The organism is Bacillus seohaeanensis (genome assembly GCF_042684945.1).
GTDB classification, from domain to species: domain Bacteria; phylum Bacillota; class Bacilli; order Bacillales; family Bacillaceae_B; genus Rossellomorea; species Rossellomorea seohaeanensis.
The window spans coordinates 278154-302914 of the sequence record NZ_JBHUMF010000031.1 but is presented as its reverse complement, the minus strand read 5'-3'; the positions used below and the strand labels follow the sequence as shown (position 1 = coordinate 302914).

19 protein-coding genes are annotated in these 24761 nt (G+C 36.7%); 6 read left to right on the top strand and 13 right to left on the bottom strand.

The genetic code is table 11. The features are described 5' to 3' along the window. Positions 1-159: 159 nt before the first annotated feature. From ACFSUL_RS14780 to ACFSUL_RS14770, 3 genes are all read right to left on the bottom strand, one after another. Entirely contained in the window at positions 160-2961 is a 2802-nt protein-coding gene (locus ACFSUL_RS14780; protein WP_377936660.1) for a bifunctional diguanylate cyclase/phosphodiesterase, read from the bottom strand. Positions 2962-3307: 346 nt separating this feature from the next. Continuing rightward, positions 3308-3727 (bottom strand): hypothetical protein, encoded by a 420-nt coding sequence (locus tag ACFSUL_RS14775; RefSeq protein ID WP_377936658.1) that lies wholly within the window; start codon positions 3725-3727, stop codon positions 3308-3310. 501 nt (positions 3728-4228) lie between these two features. Next, the gene (locus ACFSUL_RS14770; RefSeq protein ID WP_377936656.1) at positions 4229-4735 is read right to left on the bottom strand and encodes a competence protein ComK; all 507 of its coding nucleotides are present in this window, start codon (positions 4733-4735) and stop codon (positions 4229-4231) included. Between the two features lie 448 nt (positions 4736-5183). Between ACFSUL_RS14770 and ACFSUL_RS14765 the strand changes: the two genes are divergently transcribed. Further along, positions 5184-6092 carry a DMT family transporter gene (locus ACFSUL_RS14765; RefSeq protein ID WP_377936654.1) on the top strand — a complete coding sequence of 303 codons (909 nt, stop codon included), beginning with the start codon at positions 5184-5186 and terminating at the stop codon, positions 6090-6092. Positions 6093-7370: 1278 nt separating this feature from the next. Here ACFSUL_RS14765 and ACFSUL_RS14760 read toward each other — a convergent pair. Both ACFSUL_RS14760 and ACFSUL_RS14755 read right to left on the bottom strand, forming a co-directional pair. Next, the gene (locus ACFSUL_RS14760) at positions 7371-8372 is read right to left on the bottom strand and encodes an HAAS signaling domain-containing protein (RefSeq protein WP_377936652.1); all 1002 of its coding nucleotides are present in this window, start codon (positions 8370-8372) and stop codon (positions 7371-7373) included. After that, complete coding sequence (locus tag ACFSUL_RS14755; protein WP_377936650.1) at positions 8359-8721, bottom strand: PadR family transcriptional regulator; 363 nt, start codon at positions 8719-8721, stop codon at positions 8359-8361. The genes ACFSUL_RS14760 and ACFSUL_RS14755 overlap by 14 nt, the downstream gene beginning before the upstream one ends. A 332-nt stretch (positions 8722-9053) precedes the next feature. On the opposite strand from ACFSUL_RS14755, the gene ACFSUL_RS14750 reads away from it, so the two are divergent. Beyond that, the gene (locus tag ACFSUL_RS14750; protein ID WP_377936648.1) at positions 9054-9494 is read left to right on the top strand and encodes a YaiI/YqxD family protein; all 441 of its coding nucleotides are present in this window, start codon (positions 9054-9056) and stop codon (positions 9492-9494) included. 723 nt (positions 9495-10217) lie between these two features. Here ACFSUL_RS14750 and ACFSUL_RS14745 read toward each other — a convergent pair. The 5 genes from ACFSUL_RS14745 to ACFSUL_RS14725 all read right to left on the bottom strand — a co-directional run bounded on the left by ACFSUL_RS14745 (position 10218) and on the right by ACFSUL_RS14725 (position 16653). Continuing rightward, entirely contained in the window at positions 10218-12803 is a 2586-nt protein-coding gene (locus tag ACFSUL_RS14745; RefSeq protein WP_377936646.1) for an ABC transporter permease, read from the bottom strand. Then, a complete protein-coding gene (locus ACFSUL_RS14740) occupies positions 12800-13483 on the bottom strand; it encodes an ABC transporter ATP-binding protein (protein ID WP_071412109.1) in 684 nt (227 codons plus the stop codon). Before ACFSUL_RS14740 ends, ACFSUL_RS14745 begins: the two co-directional genes overlap by 4 nt. Positions 13484-13818: 335 nt before the next feature. Then, entirely contained in the window at positions 13819-14823 is a 1005-nt protein-coding gene (locus ACFSUL_RS14735; protein ID WP_377936644.1) for a HAMP domain-containing sensor histidine kinase, read from the bottom strand. Position 14824: 1 nt separating this feature from the next. Next, positions 14825-15508 carry a response regulator transcription factor gene (locus ACFSUL_RS14730; RefSeq protein ID WP_377936642.1) on the bottom strand — a complete coding sequence of 228 codons (684 nt, stop codon included), beginning with the start codon at positions 15506-15508 and terminating at the stop codon, positions 14825-14827. A 245-nt stretch (positions 15509-15753) separates the two neighbouring features. Continuing rightward, positions 15754-16653, bottom strand: a complete 900-nt coding sequence (locus tag ACFSUL_RS14725) for a 3-hydroxyacyl-CoA dehydrogenase (protein ID WP_377936640.1) — start codon at positions 16651-16653, stop codon at positions 15754-15756. Positions 16654-17558: 905 nt separating this feature from the next. On the opposite strand from ACFSUL_RS14725, the gene ACFSUL_RS14720 reads away from it, so the two are divergent. Next, positions 17559-18008 carry a DUF5946 family protein gene (locus ACFSUL_RS14720; RefSeq protein WP_377936638.1) on the top strand — a complete coding sequence of 150 codons (450 nt, stop codon included), beginning with the start codon at positions 17559-17561 and terminating at the stop codon, positions 18006-18008. A gap of 269 nt (positions 18009-18277) precedes the next feature. On the opposite strand, the gene ACFSUL_RS14715 is transcribed toward ACFSUL_RS14720, so the two are convergent. Next, positions 18278-18484: a hypothetical protein gene (locus ACFSUL_RS14715; RefSeq protein WP_377936636.1), complete on the bottom strand. Its 207-nt coding sequence runs from the start codon at positions 18482-18484 to the stop codon at positions 18278-18280. 237 nt (positions 18485-18721) lie between these two features. On the opposite strand from ACFSUL_RS14715, the gene ACFSUL_RS14710 reads away from it, so the two are divergent. The 3 genes from ACFSUL_RS14710 (at position 18722) to ACFSUL_RS14700 (ending at position 21876) form a co-directional block, all read left to right on the top strand. Then, the gene (locus ACFSUL_RS14710; protein WP_377936634.1) at positions 18722-19972 is read left to right on the top strand and encodes an MBL fold metallo-hydrolase; all 1251 of its coding nucleotides are present in this window, start codon (positions 18722-18724) and stop codon (positions 19970-19972) included. A gap of 4 nt (positions 19973-19976) precedes the next feature. Beyond that, entirely contained in the window at positions 19977-20240 is a 264-nt protein-coding gene (locus ACFSUL_RS14705; protein ID WP_071412103.1) for a DUF3006 family protein, read from the top strand. A 307-nt stretch (positions 20241-20547) separates the two neighbouring features. After that, entirely contained in the window at positions 20548-21876 is a 1329-nt protein-coding gene (locus tag ACFSUL_RS14700; protein WP_377936631.1) for an IS3 family transposase, read from the top strand. 284 nt (positions 21877-22160) lie between these two features. Here ACFSUL_RS14700 and ACFSUL_RS14695 read toward each other — a convergent pair whose 3' ends face one another. After that, positions 22161-23165, bottom strand: a complete 1005-nt coding sequence (locus ACFSUL_RS14695) for a DUF3231 family protein (protein WP_377936629.1) — start codon at positions 23163-23165, stop codon at positions 22161-22163. Between the two features lie 604 nt (positions 23166-23769). After that, positions 23770-24681 (bottom strand): 1,4-dihydroxy-2-naphthoate polyprenyltransferase, encoded by a 912-nt coding sequence (locus ACFSUL_RS14690; RefSeq protein WP_071412101.1) that lies wholly within the window; start codon positions 24679-24681, stop codon positions 23770-23772. Between the last annotated feature and the right edge of the window lie 80 nt (positions 24682-24761).

Genomic DNA, 24761 nt, shown 5'->3' with positions numbered 1-24761 from the left:
CACTAGTAATCCCTATTTTTGTACGCAAGCAGTACTTTCTCCTTAAACTCTGCAGAAACAAAATGAAGTAGATATAGAAAAGCTCCCTCTAAGAAGCAGATCTTTTTACTCTGTCTACCTTAGAGGGAGCATATTAAATATAAGGTCGGTCGCTTATTCTTATTGCGGATAATCGTACAATTGTTCTTTCGTTAGAAGTTTTTCCATTTTATCTGTTGATACGGGTGGACTTATAAGAAATCCTTGTACTTCATTACATGCTTGTTCATATAAGTATTGAAGTTGTTCTTCGGTTTCTACCCCTTCTGCGACGATATTTAATCCTAATTCCGTTGCCATTGAAATGACGGCTGTAGCAATGACTGTGTCATTTTTTCCTGACAACAAATCTTGAATGAAAGAGCGATCTATTTTTAGCGTGTCAGCAGGGAATCGCTTTAAATAATTAAGCGAGGAATATCCTGTACCAAAATCGTCAATAGCAATCGATACACCGAGCCTTTTTAGTTGTGATAACGTACGAATAATCGTGTTTTTGTTTTCCATAATAGCGGTTTCGGTTATTTCAAGCTCTAACCAAATAGGGTCAAGTTCCGTTTCCTTCAATACCTTCCTGACTGTCCGTACAATATTGTTGTGTTCCATTTGTTTTACTGACAAATTCACTGCTATCTTTTTTGGGGCATGCCCTGCCTCCTGCCACTGTTTATTTTGTAGGCAGGCCGTCTTTAATACCCATTCTCCTATTGGGATGATCATTCCCGTTTCTTCTGCTATCGGAATAAATTCCGCGGGTGACACCATCCCCAGTTCCTTTTGTTCCCAGCGAAGTAATGCTTCCATCCCGGAAAGTTTCCCTGTCTTCGTATCCATCTTTGGTTGATAATGTAGGTGAAATTCATTGCGCTCTAGAGCACCTCGCATAGAGGACTCAAGTTTAAACTTATTGGATAGCATGGATTGCATTTCATGGTGGAAAAAGCGATACGTGTTTTTGCCTTGATTTTTGGCTTGATACATCGCAGTGTCAGCATTTTTTATTAATGTCTCTACATCTTCCCCATCATTTGGATACACACCCACACCAATACTTGTTGTTGTAACAAAGGACTGGCCATCAATTTGGTACGGCTCAGCAAGTGCCTGAATTAATTTCGAAGCAATACTGCTAATTTGCTGCTTATCATCGATAGTTGGAAGGATTACTGTAAACTCATCGCCACCTAATCTCGCAATTGTATCTCGTTCATGTAGATTTTCTTTTAACCGAGCAGTGACAGCTTGTAATAATTTGTCTCCCATACTATGACCGAAATGATCATTGACGTATTTAAAACGATCTAAGTCCATAAACAACACCGCAAATTGCGATTGCTCTACTTTAGCTAATTCCATTTCTTGCTCGATACATTGCTTGAACAGGAATCGATTCGGTAATTTCGTTAAGTTGTCATGAGAAGCATGGAATTTTATTTTTTCCTCATTTTTAATTCTTTCTGTAATATTCGTTGCAAAACATAAAACAGAATGAGATCTCCCTGCTTCTTCTAAAATAGGAACCTTTACCACCTGCATCCAATGTTGATTTCCTTCGCTATCAAAAATCGTTGCTTCCGGTATGAACCTCTCTTCTTTTGTTTTGATAACTTCACGATTGATAGAAAGGTAAAAATCTACTTCTTCTTGATTTGGATTAAAGTCATCCTCTTTTTTTCCAATAATATCTCGAGGAGTCATCCCAAGTAAATCTGCAAACGCTTTGTTTGCTAATGTGTAGCGTCCCTCCCAATCCATTATATAAATCGCGGATGGACTGTTATCAATAATCTTCCGTAAAAACTCTTTTTGGACCTGTAAGGATTTTTCCTTTAATTCTAACTCTATTCGCATTACTTTTAAGGAAGAAATCATTTCATTAAATCGTCTCGAGAGAATGCCAATTTCATCTTTTTCGGAAATATTCTCTATTGACGCTTGGTAATCTCCCTTTGCAACATGATCGACTGCTTCATATAGTTTTCTCAATGGCTTGATAGTCCTCATAGAATGATAAGCTGTCAACATGGTTAGTAAAATAACAATGATAATCGAAGCCATCAATAAAAACTTATGAAACTTTTCCATACCTAAGTAGGTTGTCTCAACCGGAACTTGGGCAACAATCCCCCATTTTAGTCCTGGAACATATTGATAAGACGAATACATTTCTGCATCAAATTGATTGACTAACTTCATATAACCTGATTTTTTATTTAATAACGCCTTTACTGCCGGATTATCTCGAACGTTTACCCCCAACATAGCTCGCTTGGGATGGGCGATTAAGGTTCCTTTAGAATCGACAATGTATGCGTAACTATCCATTCCAATATTCAGCTCTTGAAAAATCGATTGAAAAAGACCCGTTTTATTTAGATGAATGGATAAGTGAACAACACGTGCCAATTGATGATAGTCGTCATAAACAGGAATGGACAAAAGAATGAGAGATTTTGTTGGATTATTTCGTTGTGTCAACACATTACTTAAATACGTTTTTTTCTCTTCTCTAAATGCCATCGAATACTGAAGGTAACTAACATTTTGATATTCTTCCAAATTCAATGATCTTGAGGCTAATACACTTCCATTTTCGTCGGTAATCGTACCTCCATCAAAAAAGGTAGACATATCCACTAATTTATTTAACTCGTCGTTTACTTTATTTACATCATCTAGCAGCAACTCTTTATTTTGTTGACTTGCTTTAGAAATAGATTCCATACTATCCTCTACCATGTCAACCTGTCTCGTTAAACGATTCACTGCTATATCTGTCATTTGCTTAAACTGCTCTTGAGAAATTTTTGGAAGAATAAGCTTTGATGAAATAAAAACAAAAGCAATGAGCGAGATTATTGCTACAAATGAAACCATGAATATTCTCCAAAATATCCGGGATTTCCACGCTGCTTTATTCATTCGATCCCCCCTTTTTTTCAACTCCTGTGGCTAAGGGCTCGAGGTCACTTTAGATAAATAATCACTTAATTTTTCTTTACATGCCCGAGTCTAGTACTTTTGGCTAATACATTTACTTATTCTAGCCAAATAGTCTGACATTTTGTTAGAAAAGTCATCCTATCTTACTAGTTGTATCAGTTGTTATTATATTGAATCACAACGTAAAATTCTACAAATTTCTACAAAAATAGACTAAATTTTATTTGACCCTTACTTATATCAAAAAAGGCCTGCTTGTAACACAAACAGACCTACTCCTCCATCCAAGAAGCAGATAGGAACATTAAGTTGTCAAATATCCCGATCAGTCTTGTCTTTTTCTTTCGTCTAACGTGTCCTGAATTATTTTTATATGAAAAGCAGCCCATGCTTTTTCACGAAAATGAAGGACGACAGTGGTCGTAAGAATGAGCATGTAAACAATGCCAAAGACAACCCAAAGTTTACTCCCCTCTTTAAAAAGTAATTGTTGCAATTGATTGGAGAACAAAAATAAAAACCATGGTACAGCGGTTACAAATATAGGGATAATACCGGATCCATTTTTTTCTTTGATCATACGGTAATAAATGATTTTTAACGTATCACTATCTATCGATTGATAAAACGCCTGAATTTTTTTGACTTCTATTAATTCCTTCATTTGTTTGAAGGATCGACCATCATTTGCTGCTTTTTTTAAGTGAAGATAAATTTTATGAGCGTCTCCGCGTAACGAAAACATATTCCGCCCCCTTTACTAGGATCCATCCATAACACTACATGCACGTTCTACTTCCACGATTCCATCAACCACTTTATCTCTTAATGCATGAATAATAGAATTATTGTCCTTGTCTGATGTTTTAAAGTCATTTGGCTTTACTGTATAGATGAACGAATCGATGAATTTACCGAACCTTTCAACGTTCGTTTCACTAATCTAGGCGACATGACACACTTCACTTAGCTAGTCTTAACAAGTTTTCACATAATATGTAGAGAGTTGAGAAGTTCCACGCGCATTCTAATTTGAGTAAGGGATGCAGTATATATTGTTTTTCAAAAATGGATTGGGATAATTCAGATTGGTTTTTTAGCTTTTTAGACAAGAAAAGGTTGACCAATTTTCTCATTTGGTCAACCTTTTCTTTCGCAATCCTATACAATTCTTATCCGTAGAAATAATCATTTTATTATAAACATGAAAATGAAAAGCCAGCTAAAAAAGAACCTTTTTTACTCTCTATTCCTTCGTAAATGCCTCTTTTCCTCGTGCATTCACTGTGATGGTAACAAATGGTGGTTGGGAAAAGTGCATCATCGTGACTGCTGTTCGTTGTCGTTGCCTTGTTAGGACATCCAAAGAGCAATTAACAGCAATTTTTTCACCATTTTTAAAATGGACGTACGATTGACCATTATCTTTAAAAAAGGAGTCAATATGGCGGTTGAATAACCAAATACAATCAAAATTATCCGGGGACATAGTAGGAAACGCATAGATGATTTCTAGTGGACAAATCATAAGTGGTGTTTTTCTGTTATATTTCAGTGCGTATCGAACTGCCTTAATTCTTCCATCATAGTCTGCTCCATACGCAATACAAGCTTCTTCCAAGATTTCCTTTGTTGATTTATAGCTATAAATCTTTTCACCCGATTGATCTAGTATTACCGTACGATACATTTCATAACAAGCGGGTAAAATGGCCATCGTGCTTTTCTTAATAAAATTCTCTACTACACTCAATAAAAACACCTTCCCTATTTATATAAAATAATTTGAATCGTGAATTTTTTCGTTTTCTCAAAATTCACACTACATATTAATAATACATGTTTTCTAGAAAATTACCACTATTTTTTGACAAGGTTTTACAAATTACTAGTTATCATTTAGTGTTTTTGACGAATGTTGAAATGGGAAGTGGTACTTTCTTCACAAAAAAGCCAACTTTCGAGTGTCTCTACGTTTAAGGCTAAAACCATCACGTTCTAAGTATGAATATCTCTTTTTTGAACCTTTTACATGTTCAATTCTCCTTAATACACTGGTGAAAATATTTTCAGTTATTGCTACTTCTATAGGGTCTTGCCTTGTTATTTCAAATTGATTAAATTTTCGGAATTTGTTATATTAGTAAAATATAACAAATATAGAAAGTGAAAGTCATTCGGTTAGAAGGTGGGTTTTTATCATGAAAAAGCACTACGTATTTTTGTTTCTTATCTTAGCTAACTTGTTTTGGGCGGGAAACTATGTGTTTGGAAAATATGTAGTCGCTGAATTGTCTCCTCTTCAATTGACATTTTCACGGTGGCTACTGGCATTGTTTCTCTTGTTCCCACTTGCTCATTTTATTGAACGACCGAATTGGAAGCGAGTGTGGCGAGAATGGAAGACGCTATTCGTGATGGGGATATTCGGCATCATCGGCTACAATTTTCTCTTGTACGAAGCACTTCAATACACAACTTCGATGAATGCGGCACTAGTAAATTCGATGAATCCTGCCCTCATTTTTCTTTTTTCTGCCCTAATTTTGAAGGAGAAGGTGTCTCTTAGCAAAGGTCTCGGTCTTATTATTTCGTTTCTTGGCGTTCTATTAGTCTTAACAAAGGGACAGCTGCTGCAAGTTTTTCAAATTGATTATAATCTAGGCGATCTCATTATGCTGCTGGCCATTCTTGTTTGGACCTTCTATTCTATCTTTGGGAGAAAGCTCAAAAGCATCCCTCCTATTTCGGCTACGGCAGTATCTGCTTTATTCGGATTAGTTACCCTTCTTCCATTTGTACTTGTTTCTGGTATTCAGTATCCATTAAGCAAAGAAGCTGTCATTGGCGTTGTCTATATTGCCCTTTTTCCGTCTGTTGGCTCGTTTATATTCTGGAATATATCGCTTCGCCATTTGGACGCAAGCAAAGCGGGTATTTATATGTACTTAATTACGATTTTCACCGCCATTCTTAGCTTTTTATTAGGTGAAACGATTACGCTTGTACAGATTGTAGGAGGATTTCTTGTTTTTATTGGGGTTTATTTAACCAATTCTAACCGAAAGCGAAAAAATATAGGCACAGCAACTGCGGAAATGAAAGGGTGATATAGTAGGAGGTTCGGTAACAGATCTTTTTACTAGTAAGCACTTAATCTATATTTAATAATTACAGCCTGACCGCTACACCAGTAAGATGTAGCGGTTAGGTTTTTCTATTGGCTCTTTTCTCATAGATTGTTGTTTTTCCTTATAAATTCAGCCCGTTTACTTCCGCTACGGGCACTAGACTCCTCGGGGAGGAATGGGAGCCTCCGAGAAAAGTGGAAGCGGCTTGCCCAGCTCGTGAAGAAAATAGGAAAATTCCCAAAAGGCGTCCTTTGCCTTTTGGGAATTTTCCTATTTTTCACAGCGAGTTAGCTGCTGGAGCTAGACATCGGCTTCGCCTGTGGGGTCTCCCACTTCCCTCTCTTCCCGCAGGAGTCAAGTGCCCGCAGCAAGAATCAACTCAGTGGGGTAAACTTAGTGTGTAATTTAAAAACAACAAACTTTACGAAAAACTCACATGGCGGCTGAAACCAAGCCGCCACCATCTACTATAAAAAAAGCAAATTTGATGCCAAAGTGGTATAGAATCGATTCATTTTGGTTATCCTAAATGATTTTACAATGCTTAAAAATACTTTTTTCATACAAACAGCCTTTCTATTTAAACCAATGCTTTAATTTGTAGTATAACCTGAAGGCCTGTTTCCCCTTTTTTTAAGCCCTGTTTTCGTAAAGTTTGTTGTTTGTGGGCAAGGGACCGTTTCCTTTCCGCTTCAATACACTCTGAGTTTTCAATTGTTGTTAGAAGCAACAATCTTATGGAAAACAGCCTTTTATTATGAAGTATGTTTTCTTTACCTTCTGAAGAAAAATTTAAAATTCTGCTTGCTTTGAAAACTTTCTTTGGTAGCTTGTTTTATATTTTTTGTACATATATCCTCTATCGAAATATTTAGTGGTGGACATAAAATGAATATTGTTCTAACGTAATATTTTGCTCAATATTCCCGCAAATTTCATCTGTTACTACTTTTTTTGTTTTGAACGTTTTAGGGGGGGCTTGGGAGGAAAAATAGCTGGGCAGCTTCTAGGTGGAAATTCCGGTCTGCATATAATGGTATTATCTTTAGAACGGGGCATGAGGCATCCCCTTCCTTTTCAAAGGCTTGGCTTATAGCTATTCTATGAGAGTAGAAAATAACCTGTTACAATTCGACACCTCCGCTAATTTCTCAATTTTTATTTTCATTATCTTTGTTCTAAGCTTAGATTGACAGGGCACTTTTCATAAAAAAAGGCGGTAGTGATTTTTAACACTAATCACTACCGCCTTTTTTATTATTTTTTATAAACCCTTATAAATCCATCAATCGCATCCCAAATCAATCCGAGTACTAGTAGAATTAGAATCCAAAACGTTGCTTGTTCCCAAACGATGCTAACCGTTTCAAATGCCTCACTGCCTTCGGTAACGAAGCCTGCCTCCGTTAATTCTAATAGAAAATTCGGATTCCAAAATGCTGGCCCATTCATCATAAACAAGATTGCTACTAAGGAAATTAAATTAACGATGAACGTATAGATGACAAGCTTCATCGTCCATTTCCCAAAAAGGAGCTTTAAGCATTCCTTGATAATTCCGAATCCTAATATCAGAATAACAAAGAACAGATAAGAACCATATGTCTCTTCATTTAAAAAGGGAACAACACCGGAAAATTCTTCATGAAAAATCCATATACCAAAATATTCACTCGAAAAGGCCATAATCACGATGAACAAAACGTAAAACACAATCCCTGTAATCGTTTCGCCACGTTTTATTTGTCTTTTTTCATCTGGAACTGGTGCTAAATCAGAGACTTTCCATTCCTTATCCATTTGTAAACTCTTTGGATTAATGTTATGAAAATACTCTCCTATTGCAAATCCAAATGTGGTCCAACCAAATGCCATTGGAATGGCGGTAACAAAGGATACAATAAAGTCTATAAAATGATCAAGAATGGAAATGGGATCGAGAATAATCTGAATAACAAACCCGACCCCTATGGCTACTGCGGTAGAAATCAACACAATCTTTACCACTAAAATGTACGCATCAAAAAATTCTGGTCCAATTAAATATTTTTTTGTTCCACGATATTTTTGTGCTAAATGCTTGGGATTCCCTAATTCCATTAAAACTTCTTCTACATCTCTATTCGTCGCTTTTCCGTCTTGAATGCGCTCCTCCAACATATCTTCAATCAGACCACGAAGTTCTTCGGCGATATCCTCCCGTTGTGCTTGCGGCAACTTTTGTGTAACCGCGTAAATATACCGATTAATCATCTCCATCTGTTTCACTCCCTTCACGTTCAATCACATGATTCAAACTCTCAACAATACTTCTCCATTCAACTACTAATAGGTCAAACACTTCTTTCCCCGTTTCACTTAATACATAATACTTCCGTGGCCTTGATTCATTTGTGTCCCATTTACTATCTAACAACCCTTGCTTTTCCAATCTTCTAAGCAGTGGATACAATGTTCCTGGCTCTACATGAATTCCTTTATCAGCTAGCATCGTAACAAGTGAATATCCGTATTGAGGCTCGGAAAGCTGACTCAGTGCGCCAATCGTAATCGTCCCACGTCGTAATTCTTGCATTAATTTATCCATATGTTCATTTGCATCGCCCATCTTATCAACTCCTGTATTTATTATAGTGTATGACGCACACTATTGTAAAGTGAACATTAATATAGTTATTAAATCATTTTAGGTAAGGTACCCTTACCATTGACTGTTTAAGCAAAGAAAGTCGTGGTTGATTTCCGCGGGGCAGGCAAAGAGCCTCCTATTCCCGAGGAGTCTCGTGCCTTCTACTCCAATCAACTTCTTTCTCAACTGTTTCCTTTTATCAATTTTAGGTCAAAACAACCACCTTTAGAAAACAGCTGTCTCATTTGACAAAAGCTGAATCTGTCATTATTGTCAATATCAATTGGAGTTTATTTAGGGGAGTGTTAAAGGTGAAAATTTATGTTGATGCAGATGCTTGTCCGGTAAAAGACATTATTATCTCTGAAGGTACAAATGCGGAAATTCCTGTTATCCTTGTTACTAGTTTTTCTCATTTTTCTAATGCGGAACAACCATCAGGAGTAGAAACCATTTATGTTGACTCTGGAGCAGAAGCTGCGGATTATCGAATTATGAAATTAGCAGAAAAAGGAGATACCATCGTTACGCAAGATTATGGTCTTGCTTCGTTAGGGTTAGCAAAAGGATGTAAAGTCCTTCACCATAAAGGCACCCTCTACACAAATGAAAACATTGATCAATTATTACAAACACGTTATTTAAGTGCAATGGCTCGAAAAAGCGGGAAGCGTACAAAGGGGCCGAAACCATTTACATCAGAGGATAAGAAGAAATTTAGAGAGGTTTTTAAGAGAGAGATTTTACGGTGAAAAGGGGTTTGACGGAGGGGGAATTTAACATGCGGGGATGGTTCAACTGGAAGATTCAACTGTTGAATATAGAGATTATTTTAACAGTTGAATCTCAGTATAATTTCTCCTGTTGAATATAGAGATTATTTTAACAGTTGAATACCTGCATTATTTCTCCTGTTGAATATAGGGATTATTTTAACAGTTGAATACCTGCATTATTTCTCTTGTTGAATATAGAGATTATTTCAACAGTTGAATCTCAGTATTATTTCTCCTGTTGAATATAGGGATTATTTTAACAGTTGAATACCTGCATTATTTCTCTTGTTGAATATAGAGATTATTTCAACAGTTGAATCTCAGTATTATTTCTCCTGTTGAATATAGAGATTATTTTAACAGTTGAATACCTGCATTATTTCTCCTGTTGAATATAAAGATTATTTCAACAGTTGAATCTCAGCATTATTTCTCCTGTTGAATATAGGGATTATTTTAACAGTTGAATACCTGCATTATTTCTCCTGTTGAATATAAAGATTATTTTAACAGTTGAATACCTGCATTATTTCTCCTGTTGAATATAGGGATTATTTTAACAGTTGAATATCAGCATTATTTCTCCTGTTGAATATAGGGATTATTTTAACAGTTGAATATCAGCATTATTTCTCCTGTTGAATAATAAAAAAAGATGAGCGCCACCTCAGTAGCAACTCATCTTCCTGTTAAACTCTCTTATATATTCTCCTGTTTTAATCCGTCGATAATGTTTTCTTTTTTGACTTTTTTAATCGAATAAAGCATGGCGGAACTTACGATAACAAAGATTGCTACGATGACATACAAGATGCTCATCCACGGGAGAGTGAAACTATAGCCAAAGGTGCTTTGTAAAGACATGTAAATAAGGTACATAATGCCGATACTAATTGGCAGACCGTAAACAAGAGCCTTTACGCCATAGAAAATGCTCTCATAATTGATCATTTTATTAAATCCTTTTGGTGTCATCCCAACAGATTTCAACATTGCGAATTCGCGTTTTCGAAGGGAGATACTTGTTGAAATCGTATTGAAAATATTCGCGATTGATATCGCTGAAATCAATACGATGAACCCGTACGTAAAGACAGACATAAGCATGATAAGCTGCTCTTCTTCTTGTTTTCGTTGGTACACATTATACACATGCATATCGGATTGTTTCACGTCTTCAATTGCTTCTTGCGTTGCCATTGGGTCGGAGCTATTCATGTACAAGTAAGGTTGTACCTCGACTTCCTCTTTTTCATTAGCTAGTTGGTGCATCGTTTCTTCCGAGACAATGACATCAATTCTTCCAGGTCCCGCCGTGTTTATCCCCATCGGAACTTCTTCTGTTAACGCACCAATCTCCACTTTATTGAAAAACGTCTCTTCTCCTGTTTCGTAATTCATTGAATACAAGTCGAGAACCTTTCCTGGCTTGGTGTGTATTGTCTTTGCTTCGATAAATTTCCCAGTTTCATAATCTTGATAGGAAATCTTATCAATGACAATTGCAGATGGGTGTTCGGGATTTTGTAGTTTCTCTACATCTGCCCCTACCTTTTTAGCATATGCTGCAAAATTTTGTTCATCCAGTCCATGCAAAACAACGGAATAAGGATATTTTCCGTCTTTAAGGATACTTTTATCCTTCTTCACGTTTTCTTGCAATTTTTTTGTGATATCAGACTGATCGATCCACGTATTCAAGTCCAACCTCTCAATAAAACTAGATTCCGTCACATGTTTTAGTTTTGTTAACGATTCTAAGGTCTCCCTATTTCCACTATTACCTAGTACTTGAATATCATAATTAATATTTGCTTGAGACAATTCTAATGACTTCTTCAAATTGTCTGTAAAATAAGAGACGGTTAAAAATAAGACAATGCTTATTACTAGAGAAAATACAGTGGCTTGGTATCTTCGTTTATTTCTTTTTAAGTTTTTCAGGCCTATTTCCGCTTCGATTCCAAATACCTTTCTAATCAGCTTCGATGTTTTTACTGCTTTCCTAGACAGCTTTACATCTTGTGTTTGACGAATGGCATCAATTGCAGAAACCTTCGATGCCTTTCGTGCTGGAAGATAAGTGGAAATGAAAATTGTAACAATCGAAATGATGCATGAAGCTAGAATGGACATTGCGGTAACAACAACCTCTAGGTCTTCCGAGACACCAAGTGCCCCTTCTAAAAAGGTATTAATAAACGCGAAAGTGGCAGCTATTCCGCCAATACCTGCTAGCACTCCAAGCGGGATACTCATCGCTCCAATAACGATTCCTTCAAAGAAAACCGAGTTTCGCTTTTGCTTTTTCGTAGCCCCTACACTTGAAAGCATCCCTAAATGACGGGATCGTTCCGACACACTGATCGCAAAAGCGTTATAGATTAACGCAACAGAACCAATAATAATAACAAACATAATAATCGCTGTTAACCAAAACATTGTTTTGTTTAAGTTATTATTGTCCGATAGACCATATAAACGAAGCAGGTCATCATGAAAATTAACTTTTTCAATATTGAGTTGATCTGCGTTTTTTTCTGCATGTTCATATAGTGATCTATTCAATTTGTTTAACACGACAAGCGCATCAACGGTATCCTTATTTTTGTCTAATAGATGTTGATCCACATAGCCTACCACCGTATAGCCCGGTGACCATGCAGGTTCCCATGTTGGCCGCTCGATTGTGCCAACAATTGTCAATGTCTCAGTGCTTTCTATTTGCAAATCTTCGGTGGTGTCCTTCTGATTCCGTTGCAGTGGGTCCATCTGCAATAATGGCCTCTCTTCCCCTGCTAGATACCGGTTGCCAATCTCGAGTGTTAGTTGATCGCCAATTTCGTACTCTACATTAGCATTATCGGCAATCTCCTCTGAAATGACAATTTCATTTTCTTTCTCGGGAAGACGTCCCTCGCTTATTTCGATAGGAAAGTCCTTCAAGCCCTGCTCATTATATTGCTTAATAAACAGATAGGGCTTATTTTCATTCTCGGACCCTTCTAGGTTGGCATAGCCAAGATCGTTCGAGAGGACCAATTCTTTTGTTGCGTCGTCCTTTTCGATTGCTGCAATTTGATTTGGATTCACATTCTTGTATTGAACATGCCATTCCCCATCCGTTGCAATCGTTTGTCTTTTTAGTAAGTCTAAAAAAGATATACTAAGCGTTGCAACGGCTGTTACCATCGCGACAGAAATGATGACGCCAATAATTGTAACAAGTGTTCTTCTTTTGTTTTCTTTCAAATGTCGTAAAGTCAGTTTATTGACGATGTTCATGGACGAATCACCTCGTCCTTGGCAATCCTTCCATCTTCAATCGCAATCACGCGATCTGCTTGCAGGGCGATCCGTTCATCATGGGTAATGACAATAAGCGTTTGATTATACGTTTTGTTAAACATCTTTAGCAGCTCCATAATCTCGCCACTATTTTTACTATCCAAGTTTCCTGTTGGCTCGTCCGCTAGCATAATTGCTGGATTGCTAATTAATGCTCTACCAATGGATACCCGTTGCTGTTGTCCCCCAGATAGTTGATTCGGCAAATGGGTTAAACGATTAGTAAGGCCTAAAATATCAACAATATTATCAAACTGTTTCTGATCCACCTTGTGTTCATCTAACAGCACCGGCAACGTAATATTTTCCTCTACGGTTAAAATCGGAATAAGGTTATAAAACTGGTAGATTAAACCGATTTGTCTTCGTCTAAAAATTGCTAGCTGTGTTTCATTGAGTTCGTAAATATCGGTGTTATCGACGAGCACATTACCGCTTGTTGGTCGATCGACACCACCTAACAAGTGCAATAAAGTCGATTTCCCTGAGCCCGATGGCCCGATAATCACAACAAACTCTCCCTTTTTCACAGAGAACGAAACATCATCTAATGCCTTAACCGCCGTTTCGCCTTTACCATATACTTTAGACAGATTTTTTATTTGTAAAATATCCATTATAAAACCTCCAAGATTTGATGTTGCTTTTAGTATATCTGCCTAAAATGACTATAAGGTGACTCTTGAGTGACAAATTAGTCACCTAAGGTTGCCAGGCTCCAAAAACGTCCTACTATTTAAGTAGCAAAGGCTCTGTTTAGTGAGTGGTGGTGCTTGATTGTAAGGGAACCCACTCCCTGCCGGCAAGTCCCCTCGTCACGCTTCAGGGGTCTTGCTTGTCCCGTTTTTCCGCAGGAGTCTCGCAAATTCTCTTACAATCATAAAGATATTCCATTAATAGAGCCAAAAAATAAAAACAGCTAAAAAACAACAATCTTTTAAAAAACAGCCTTTTAAATAACCTGTTTATAAAACTTTATGTGAAACCGGGTCCCTTTTCCTTTTTTACTCGTAACTTCAATATCACCATTTTGACTTGTAATAATGCTGTAGGCCATCGCGAGGCCAATACCGACGCTGCCTTCTCTTGCATTCTTCCCTTTGTAGAAACGCTTAAAAATATACGGAAGGTCTTCTTTCGGAATCCCTTTTCCATTGTCCTCTATCGTTATTTCTGTGAACAGGGTATTTTCGGACATAGATATTGATATTATGCCACCGTCATCGGTATGCTCGACACAATTTTTTAAGATGTTAATCAGCGCTTCGACCGTCCAGTTGAGGTCACCTAGAAATGATACGTTCTCGTCTCCCGTGATTTTCAGTGATTGTTGTTTAATATCCATTGGAATGACAAGAGGGGCTACTGCTTTTTGTATCATGTTAGGGACGACTACTTTCTCTTTTTTAAACCGAATGGTTCCTGCATCTATTTTCGATAACTTTAATAAGGAGGAAACAAGCCACTCGATTCTTTCTAATTGAACACGAATATTACGGGTGAATTCTCCTCTTTTCGACTCATCTAACTTTGGATCACTTAATAAATCAGCCATCACCATCATCGACGTTAGTGGTGTTTTTAACTGGTGGGAGATATCAGATATAGCATCGGTTAACGCTACTTTATCTTGTTGTAAATGAGAGCTATGTTCAGAAAGCATTAACGTTACTTTGTAAATATCATTTTTTAAAATACTAAGTTCTCCTTCATCGTTATCACGGACATCTAAGCTATAATCGCCACTACTAATTTTCTTTAAATAACGAGATAGCCTTTCTATTTCTCGGTAGCGCCAAGCAGTAAAAAGGAGGCTACAACTGATAAGTAAAACAGAAGTTAGAAAGACTATTAATGCTGCTTCGGTAGAAAGTGCGGCTGCAGCGATTCCACTCGCAACTAGACTAATACAGCATAGGGTGAGTAATAGTAGTTGGATTTCGCGATTGCGGAACAAATTAATCACCAACCTTGTAGCCCATACCACGCACTGTTTTAATAATTGTTGGGCTTTGCGGATTATCCTCTAGTTTTTCTCTTAATCTCTTTATGTAAACCGTTAGCGTATTATCATTGACAAAATCACCCGCTACGTCCCAAATTCGTTCTAATAATTGGCTTCTCGTTAATACTTGGCCAATATGATTGGCGAATATTAGTAATAATCGATACTCTAAAGCCGTCACTAGCACTTCCTCGTGATTTTTATACACTTTTCCTTCTGACGTATTAATACGAATAGTGTCTATTTCAATAATTGATTTCGTCTGCATTTGCTTGTTGTACCGACGGAGAACCGACTTAATTCGTGAAAGAAGCTCGCGAATACGGAAAGGCTTTGTGATATAATCATCCGCGCCCATATCAAGACCCATAACAACATTCACTTCATCATCAAAAGCTGTTAGAAAAATAACCGGCTTATCACTGCGTTTTTTTACTAACTCACATAAATCATAGCCGCTTCCATCTGGTAACGATAAATCAAACAAACATAAATCGATTTCCTCTAATTGTTCTGTTAGTACCTTTTTCGCCGATTCGGCACTGTGACAAAGAATTGTCTCATAATCATCCTTTTGTAACGAATATTCTAGCCCGGAGGCAATTGCTTTATCATCTTCGACCAATAATAGTTTCATCTATTACACCCTACCATTTCATTTATTTACTATTCTGTATGTTTTCTTATCATATTTTATCTTACTATCTTTCGTCAAAATATCGAGTACGGACGATAGAGTACTGCTGACAAAGAAAAAAGCACCTCTCTTGAAGAAAGCTGCTTTTGGAAAGATACATACTGTCACTAATCTTTATTTAGTACACAGTATAACACTTGAGAATACATTCTATTTTACGTTTCTTTTTCATAACAGAAAACTATTTATTCGCTTTTTAAAAAGTCCTGTTTCATGTAATTGGGATTAGGATACGTATAAAATCCTTCTCCTGTTTCTGTTCCAAGTTTTCCTTTATCAATATACTCTGTTTTCAATAGTTCCGCCAACTTTTCAAATGTTGGATCACCTGCTTGCGCTTTTCCATGTGCAATATTATAAGCGGTATTAATTCCTACAACATCTAAAATAGCGAACGGGCCTTTAGGTGATCCTGTTGCGATCATCCACGTTTTATCAATTGTTTCTGGATCAGCAACTTCTTTTAATAACAGCATCTGAGCAGCTTCTAACAAAGGAACTAATAAAGAATTCAAAATATAGCCCGGTTGCTCTTTATGTAAAGGTAATGCTACCATTCCAATAGCTTTTGCAAACTCAATCACTTCATCAAATACCGTCATATCTGTTCCAGAATGTTTCATGACTTCTGCCGTGTTGTTTTTCCAAATTTCATTAGCAAAGTGTAAAGCTAGAAACTTTTCTGGTCGGCCTGTTGCTTCTGCAAATTGGCTTGGTAATAATGTAGAAGAATTTGTTACAAAAGTTGTCTTTTTAGGAGCTACTTCTCCTAACTCCTTGTAGAAATTAGTTTTAATTTGAACAACTTCAGGAATTGCTTCAATTACAAGGTCAGCATTTACAACTGCTTTTGATAAATCAGAACTGAAAGAAATACGATTGTAAGCCGTGTTGACCTCTTCCTCACTTGCCCCTAGATCTTCTTGATAACGTGGCTTCAAATTCATGATTCTATCTTTTGCACGTTTTAATGCTTCATCATTAATGTCATATACAACTACATCGAATCCTTTAAAAGCAGTTTGGTAGGCAATCTGACTTCCTAAAACGCCACTACCGGCAACAGTAATATTTTTATAATTCATAGCAATTCTCCTTTTTTCGTTTAAATACCATTTCGGATTACTGTAAATCTACTTTTTATTATACACCTCTCATGAAAAAAGATGAAAGAAATTGCCTACCAATGTCGAATAACGGAGTGAATACACCCTTATCTAATCAAGCTTTTTTTATTAGGCTCATTTCGTAGAGATTGTTGTTTTTCAGGTAGAAGTAATGGAGCGTTGACCGTTCCTTTCCGCTACAGGCACTAAACTCCGCTCCAATCCACTCTGCGTTTTCCATGCTGTTAAAAGCAACAATCTTTTAGAATAAGTAGTTCCGTTTCTGTGGAGAAACACATGAAATAGCATAGTGATTAGAAAAGGCTGGGACATAACTAAAATACTGTACCCTAAAGACGAACAATGTCAGGTTAAATCATTTAGTAATAGCTGTTAAACACCGCTGTTGATTTCCGTGTCAAGACTTCGCTTTCCGCGGGCGGTCGGTGAGCCTCCTCATCGCTGCGCTCTTGCGGGGTCTCACCTGTTCCGCTTTTCCCGCAGGAGTCTTCGTCTTGCACTCCAATCAACAGCTAGAACAAGTTAAAAAACAACACGTTTTATTCACCTAGAACACATTTGTCCCATCCTCTCTTTTTATTCCTTGTTGTATCAACGATTATCGGTCTTTAATATATAAATTAGCATATTAAATCTCAACCCAAATAACACATTGACAACAGCTGTTGTCAATGTGTTATTTGCTATGTTGATTTTGATAAACCAAAAGGATAATTGTAATTTTATGTTAAAATGAATAATGAGATTATGAAGGATTGTCCTTAAATTAACGAGGCAGGATATTAGAATAGCTATTGACCTTTTCGTTACGTAAAAGAGTAAAATAAATGCATACTTATTTTTAAGTGGAGGGCTTGTTTGCTATGGTTGATAACAATACAGTAATGAAATCTGGAAAATGCATTGAATGTGGGGCAAGTGAAATAGATGGATATTCCTGCTATGAGATGTTTCAATTCCCCTTAGTTTGGGAACATAACGATCCAAAATTATACGATTTACATTTTTGGCTTGTTTCTTGTTATATGATTCAACATCCATCCAACTATACTAAAGATGGATATAATATCATGATAAACTTATTTATAAAGGCTTATGATAATAAGTGGGATACCGATTATATACTAAGGAAAAACAAGGAACTCGTTTCAAATGTTGGTAAAATAACAAATCCGCTACCAAGCCATAAAAGAAAACGTATATTTAGAAGATGGTCAATGACAATTGAAAATATTTATAGCGGTGGAGAGAATAATGCAATTAACAACATCAATTTGTGGAAAGAAATAATTAGAAAAGATTTAAAAGTATAAAAAGTATATATTTAACGGGGGCTTTAGTTTAACAATACAATATAAAAACAAAACGCTTGGACATTTTCTCCACATTATCGGAATTACTTACTTTTAGAAAACAACCTTTTATTAAAAGTCAAAGAAAAGGATAGCTAAGCAGGGATACCATCTGCTTCAACTATCCTTTCCTGTACCGCAAATGACCTCCTTTACCATAACAACATGAGTATTGTGTTGTTGAACTAAACGCTCGTTTGTTTACGGTAGGTATTTGGGGCTTTTCTCCATTATTCATTTCTATACATTCTCAACATGTCCCTCGCCTCTTGTAATACTTCCTTTTCGTTGTCCCCACGGAAGATACTTGTCACACCGTCATCTGTTGTCACATACACCTCTCCCATGGCCCCCTTCTTTTCAAAACCAATAATTTTAAATGTAACATTCCATTTTTTATTTATTGCTAGACTATATATTTTCATGTGTTCTTTCATTTTTTATATCCTCCCCTTACGTTCTTTTGTATGGTGTTATACCTAATTTAATTATAGTTCGCACCAATAACTTCCTGCTAATCACATGGAAAAAAATCCACGTTTACAAGAGCGCAATGGTTTGATTCCTCCGTGTATACATACATATGTAAGCACCACTTCTCTCATCACCTTAAAAGTATCGATAGGTGTTAAAACGATACTATGATAAGCTATAGTGATGGAAAGGGGAATTACATGCATAAACGTATCATTTTAACTCTTTTTAGTCTCTTCACTTTTTTTCTTCTAAGTGGCTGTGTACAAGAACCTACTGAACCAAAAAATACAGATACACCCCCGCAAGAAGAAACGAGTGATGCAAGCAAATCTGAAGGAAAAACAACCGATTCTTCCACCCAAAATAGTAAGGACGGGACTACAGAGGGTTCTACTAATTTGTCCGGTCTTAAAGTTCATTACATCGATGTCGGTCAAGCAGACTCGACCTTACTACAATACTCTCAAGACGGAGAAAGCACTACGATACTTATTGACGCAGGTAACTGGAATACGAACGAGGTAATAAATTACCTAAACGCCCAACATGTATCGCAAATTGATATTGCAATTGGTACACATCCAGACGCAGATCATATTGGTCAATTAGATAAAGTGCTAAACAAATTCGATGTTGGCGAAGTGTGGTTATCTGGTAATACGAGCACTTCTCAAACATTCCAACGACTATTAGCTGCGATTGATTCCAGTGATGCAGATTACTACGAGCCGAGAATGGGTGACGAATTTGAAGTAGGTCCGCTAGAGATTGATGTGTTATATCCAAAAACCATATCGGAAAACGATAATAAAGAATCGATTTCATTAAAAATAACCTATGGTGACGTACGATTCATCTTTACAGGTGATGCGAGTAAAAGTGATGAATTAAATATGCTGCAAAGCGGGTTTGATTTACAAGCAGATATTCTCCAGCTAGGACATCACGGTTCTTCTACTTCAACACATCCAACTTTTTTAAAAGAAGTGAAGCCGTCTATTGCTATTTATAGTGCTGGGGTAGACAATAACTATGGGCATCCACATAATGAAGTTGTAAATCTCATTCAACGTTCCGATATTACACTTTATGGCACCGATGTTCATGGAACAGTGATTGTTTCAACAGATGGTGAGAACTACGAAGTACTAACCAAAAAGGATGGCACCATTTCACCAACAAGCAACAAAAATACAACGAACAGTGATGTTGACAATAAGCAGGACGCTCAAGAAAAATCATCACAACCCAGTAATCGTTGTATTGATGTGAATTCTGCAACATTCGAACAAGTACAAGAAATAATCCATATCGGTCCAGCTCGCGCCGAAGACTTACTAAACTTAAGACCTTACACCTCAGTAGATGATTTATCACGAATAAGTGGAATTGGTCCAGCAAGAATCGATGATATTAAATCGCAAGGACTTGCTTGCATAGGAGGGTAAAATTATGAAAGGATATTTAGATAGAATTGATGATAATAAATACGCGGTTATCTTAGTAGAAGAAACGAAAAAGCAATTTGTACTACCGAAAGAAGAACTACCAGAAGGAAGTGCGGAAAAATCTTACTTTGACCTTACGATCGAGAACGACCGAATCACTTCCATTACATTAGATGAGGAGACAACCTTTTTTGAACAAAAAAAAGTCGATAATTTAATGGAAAAGCTTCGTTCTAAAAGCAAAGGTAGCAAATTCAAAAAGAAGTAGAATGGAAAAGAACACTATTTATTTAGGTTTTCTAGTTTAAAAATAAGGCTGTTTTCTAAAAGATTGTTGCTTTTAACAATAGTTGAAAACATAGAGTAGATTGAAGCGGAAAGAAACAGTCCCTTGCCCACCAACAACAAACTTTACAAAAACAGCCAAAAATAATATAACAGGACAGTTACTTCATTAAAAAAAGTGAGCGCAGTTTAATATGGTACCTGTAGTTAGGACACTTGAAAAAGAGTGTTTTATCTACAGGTATTTTTTTATATACTTAAATTTCACTATATGGAGACTAGGAGACAACATGAGTAAAATAACATTTTCGGCTAAAGAGATAAAAGCACTTCAAAAGAATCCAAATGTACAACGTGTTAGTGAGAAATCGATTACCTATACTGATGCTTATAAAAACAAGTTCATGGATGAATATCTAACTGGTAAACTGCCCCGGCAGATTTTTATGGAGAACGGCTTCGATGTGGACGTTATAGGGATAAAGCGAATAGAACAATCAGCTTGTAGGTGGAAAAAAGCTTATGAAACGAACGGGTTGATTGGGCTTACAGATTCGAGACAAACGGCATCTGGCAGAACCTTAAAACGGGAGCTTACCCCTTCCGAAGTAATCGAAAGGCAGAATGCACGAATTCAACTTCTGGAGGGACAGGTGGAGCTGTTAAAAAAGCTAGAAGCGACAGAAAGGAGGCTGCTAAACACAAGCGAAAAACTAAATCCAAGTAGAGTTTATCAATTGATTCAAGACACAATTGAACAAAATGATTTTAAGAGGATGACTAGATACTTTTGTGATCTTTTAGGGGTTTCGCGTTCTGGATATTACAGCTACTTGAAGGCGTCCACCATCCGGGAGGCCAGGGAGCAGCTAGATTTGGAAATGAAGGAAATAATCTTAAAAGCATTTAACCGCAGGGGATACAAGAAAGGTTCACGTTCCATTAAGATGATTCTGGAGAATGAGTATAATCTTATTCTTAGTCGTAAAAAGATCCAAAGAATCATGAAAAAATATGGAATTGTCTGCCCTCACAGGAAACCTAATCCTTATAAACAAATCGCTAAGGCAACAAAGGAGCACCAGGTTGTCCCAAACAAATTAAACAGGGAATTTAAGCAAGGAGTCCCTGGAAAGGTGTTATTGACAGACATCACCTATTTGCCATATAACGGGAATTATATGGCTTATTTGTCGACCATAAAAGATGCATCCACCAATGAACTCCTAGCTTATCATGTATCTGACCGCATCACTTTGGACATCGCAACCCAAACAATCCATAAATTGATCAACAACAAGAAAGTCACTCTCGATAAAGATGCCTTTATCCACTCAGACCAGGGAAGCCATTACACAAGCCCGCGATACCAAAAGCTATTGAAAAAGTATGGCTTGGGCCAGTCTATGTCACGAAGAGGAAACTGTTGGGATAACGCTCCTCAAGAGTCTTTTTTTGGCCATCTAAAAGATGAGGTGGATTATCAATCAGCAAGAAGTTTAAAGGAATTAAAATCGAAAATCAATCATTACATGGTTTACTATAACAATTACCGCTATCAGTGGAATTTAAAAAAGATGACCCCTATTCAATATAGGAATCATCTTCTATCTGCATAACTCTTTTTTTAAAGTGTCCTTGACATGGGTGCCAGTTTAGTTACCGTGCTCACTTTTTCAACAATGTGGAATTAGACAATACATCTAGAATACTTTATGCTAAACTTGGTCTTCTTAATAACAAGTTTATATTTTCAATTAAGAAAGAAACTTTAATCAACAAAGTAAGCAATGCTGATAATAAGTTTTTAAGTGAAGTATTCAAACTATATCCCTCCACATAGAAGTTTAGTGTTAACAATAACACTAAGCTTATTGTTACCTTAAAAAATAAATTGATTCCATTATTCTTTTATAATTTGGGACCGATCCTCCATTTGTGGTGGTTCCTCAAACCATCCGTTTTTAATCTTAATTTTAATTCCTTCTTCTCCGTAGAAATAGATATCTTTGGCAAGTAATGTTGCTTTCATAGCTATATCATTTCTTAAACTAAAAAATGTCCCAAAACTGCTTCCTACAAGTCCAAACCCATTGAGCAGATAAACGCAATGCATCATGAGTTTATCAGAAAATGGAGCTACTGTTGAGGTAGTTACGGTACTTCCGGAAGTAGCAGCGAACTGGACATCGCTCTCTAGAAGAATTTCTTGCATTACTTTAATTTGTTTTTTAGCAAGCTCTTTTCCCTTTACAAAATATTGTTTAACTTCTTTATTCTGTGCACATTGTGCAAAACCAGTTATCAGTTGCAGTCCAATGTTATTTGTCTCAATTCCATGATGAAGGATACCAAGTTCAAGGTCATTTAAAGCCCTTTTATCACCAAATAGATTAAATCCATTCATGTAGCTTTTGCTTTTAATAAACTCCGTTGTTTTTGGCATCGTTACTTTTGGTGGAAGAGTGAGAATTCCTTTTTCAAGTAAATAAAGGGTAGATAACTTATATATCTTTTGCGTAACAACCGTAAGTCCCTCATAAATCTGCATAATTTTATCATTATATGACATGTTCATATTAATGGTATACATCCCCATGCTCACTTCCTTAAGGATACGAACAAACATAATATCAAAGCCATTGTCGTATAACTTAGGAGCTTCTAAATTAACATCTTCGTTTGTGTACCCAGCAGGTTTCGCCATTCCTTGGTCTTTAAATATCTCTTCCATCTGTAAAACATAAAAATTCAACTCTTGCCACAAACCGCCCAAAATATTCTTAGCTTGTTGATCATCCGATTTCTCAATGAAATATTCCAACATTCGCATGATAAGGGTCTTTTCATTGTATGTAATCCATAGTGTTCCCACCTCTGGTCCACTTATCGGATTGGTTAGTATCAAAATAAATCACCTTCACATTCTTTTTTAATAGGCTATTTTCTAAAATAGTATTGCTTTTAATAACCGTCGAAAACTTAGAGTGGAGTGAATTGGAAAGGAACGGTCTATTCCCGACAAACAACAAACAAACTTTCCGAAAACAACCTTTTAATAAAAGTATGTTGTTAAGTATAGGTATTTATTCATAAGAGTTAAACGGCAAGACATACGCAAAATTCAAGGAAGGTGAATCAAATTATATCTCCATTCGGAAATGCTTTTGCAGTGTTTCCATTTTTTATATCAATCTAATCCTGATTAACAATCTTGAGATATTGTTATTTGTTAAATGTTTACCTTCTATAATTGAATGATAACCCATTTGTCTGTAAAAAAAGGATTCCTCCTATTTCCAGAAACAGGAGGAATCCTTTTTCATTTAGACTATTTTCTAAAATAGAGTGGATTGAAGCGGAAGGCACCTGACTCCTGCGGGACACAGAGGAAAAGTCGAGACCTGACAGAACGTCGCGGAGGCTCGACTTCCTCCCGGAGGAGTCTAGTGTCTGCAGCGGAAAGGAACGGTCCCTTCCCAAACAATAAACTTTACGAAAACAGCCTTCATTTAAAATAAATAACTAATTAATAACCCTGCAGATAACAAGAATCCGAAAATCGTATTAGTCATAGCAGTCGATTTCATCGCTACTCGCATATATTGTGGCTCGGTAGCCCCTTTTTTGAATCCTTGAATCGCGGAGATTGGTTTTTTGGCCGTTAAGAACACCACTAATGCCCAAGGACTGATATAACCTATCACTACGAGAAGCACAATCCATAAATAAGAAACTGCAAATGCGACGGCTAAAGCAAGAATTCCCTTCTCTCTCCCAAGAAGAATGGCCAACGTTTTTCGTCCACCTTTAATATCTTCCTCAATATCCCGAATGTTATTGGACATGTTAATCGCTCCAACCAAAATCCCAATCGGAATAGAAATTAATACGCTTTGAACCGTTAATGTATTGGTTTGAATAAATAAAGAAATTAATACAAAGCCTGTCCCCATTAACAAACCAGAGAACAACTCGCCAAAAGGAGTATACGCAATTGGTAATGGTCCACCAGTATACAAGTAGCCAACAGCCATTCCAAATAAGCCAATTGCCATTAACCACCAACTACTATTCATACAAATATAAACACCGATAAAGGCAGCTAAAACATATAATAAAATTGCTACTGTTAACACGTTTTTCGGCTTTAAACCATGACGTACAATACCGCCACCAATTCCAACAGAGTCCGCCTGATCTAATCCGCGTTTAAAATCATAGTATTCATTAAATAAATTCGTCGCGATTTGCAAAGCTAAACACGCAAGCATCATGGCAATAAATAAAAGCCAGTTGATCTCCCCTTCATGTATGGCTATCACTGTTCCTAAAATGACTGGAGCAAATGTCGCTGTTAGCGTATGCGGGCGCGTCATTTTCCACATTAATTTTGCAGGACTTATTTCTTCTTTATGCCCCATAAATCTACTCAACTCCCTTAACTTTAATGCATCCAAATTTTTATACTCATAAATTATAACAAATTCCTACACATGAAAGT

Coding starts and splice junctions, on each gene's coding strand:
- ACFSUL_RS14730 (WP_377936642.1), bottom strand. CDS start 15,508: ATGAAACTATTATTGGTCGAAGATGATAAAGCAATTGCCTCCGGGCTA.
- ACFSUL_RS14765 (WP_377936654.1), top strand. CDS start 5,184: ATGAAAAAGCACTACGTATTTTTGTTTCTTATCTTAGCTAACTTGTTT.
- ACFSUL_RS14690 (WP_071412101.1), bottom strand. CDS start 24,681: ATGGGGCATAAAGAAGAAATAAGTCCTGCAAAATTAATGTGGAAAATG.
- ACFSUL_RS14745 (WP_377936646.1), bottom strand. CDS start 12,803: ATGAACATCGTCAATAAACTGACTTTACGACATTTGAAAGAAAACAAA.
- ACFSUL_RS14775 (WP_377936658.1), bottom strand. CDS start 3,727: ATGTTTTCGTTACGCGGAGACGCTCATAAAATTTATCTTCACTTAAAA.
- ACFSUL_RS14720 (WP_377936638.1), top strand. CDS start 17,559: ATGGTTGATAACAATACAGTAATGAAATCTGGAAAATGCATTGAATGT.
- ACFSUL_RS14715 (WP_377936636.1), bottom strand. CDS start 18,484: ATGAAAGAACACATGAAAATATATAGTCTAGCAATAAATAAAAAATGG.
- ACFSUL_RS14760 (WP_377936652.1), bottom strand. CDS start 8,372: ATGGAGATGATTAATCGGTATATTTACGCGGTTACACAAAAGTTGCCG.
- ACFSUL_RS14725 (WP_377936640.1), bottom strand. CDS start 16,653: ATGAATTATAAAAATATTACTGTTGCCGGTAGTGGCGTTTTAGGAAGT.
- ACFSUL_RS14710 (WP_377936634.1), top strand. CDS start 18,722: ATGCATAAACGTATCATTTTAACTCTTTTTAGTCTCTTCACTTTTTTT.
- ACFSUL_RS14780 (WP_377936660.1), bottom strand. CDS start 2,961: ATGAATAAAGCAGCGTGGAAATCCCGGATATTTTGGAGAATATTCATG.
- ACFSUL_RS14700 (WP_377936631.1), top strand. CDS start 20,548: ATGAGTAAAATAACATTTTCGGCTAAAGAGATAAAAGCACTTCAAAAG.
- ACFSUL_RS14755 (WP_377936650.1), bottom strand. CDS start 8,721: ATGGGCGATGCAAATGAACATATGGATAAATTAATGCAAGAATTACGA.
- ACFSUL_RS14705 (WP_071412103.1), top strand. CDS start 19,977: ATGAAAGGATATTTAGATAGAATTGATGATAATAAATACGCGGTTATC.
- ACFSUL_RS14740 (WP_071412109.1), bottom strand. CDS start 13,483: ATGGATATTTTACAAATAAAAAATCTGTCTAAAGTATATGGTAAAGGC.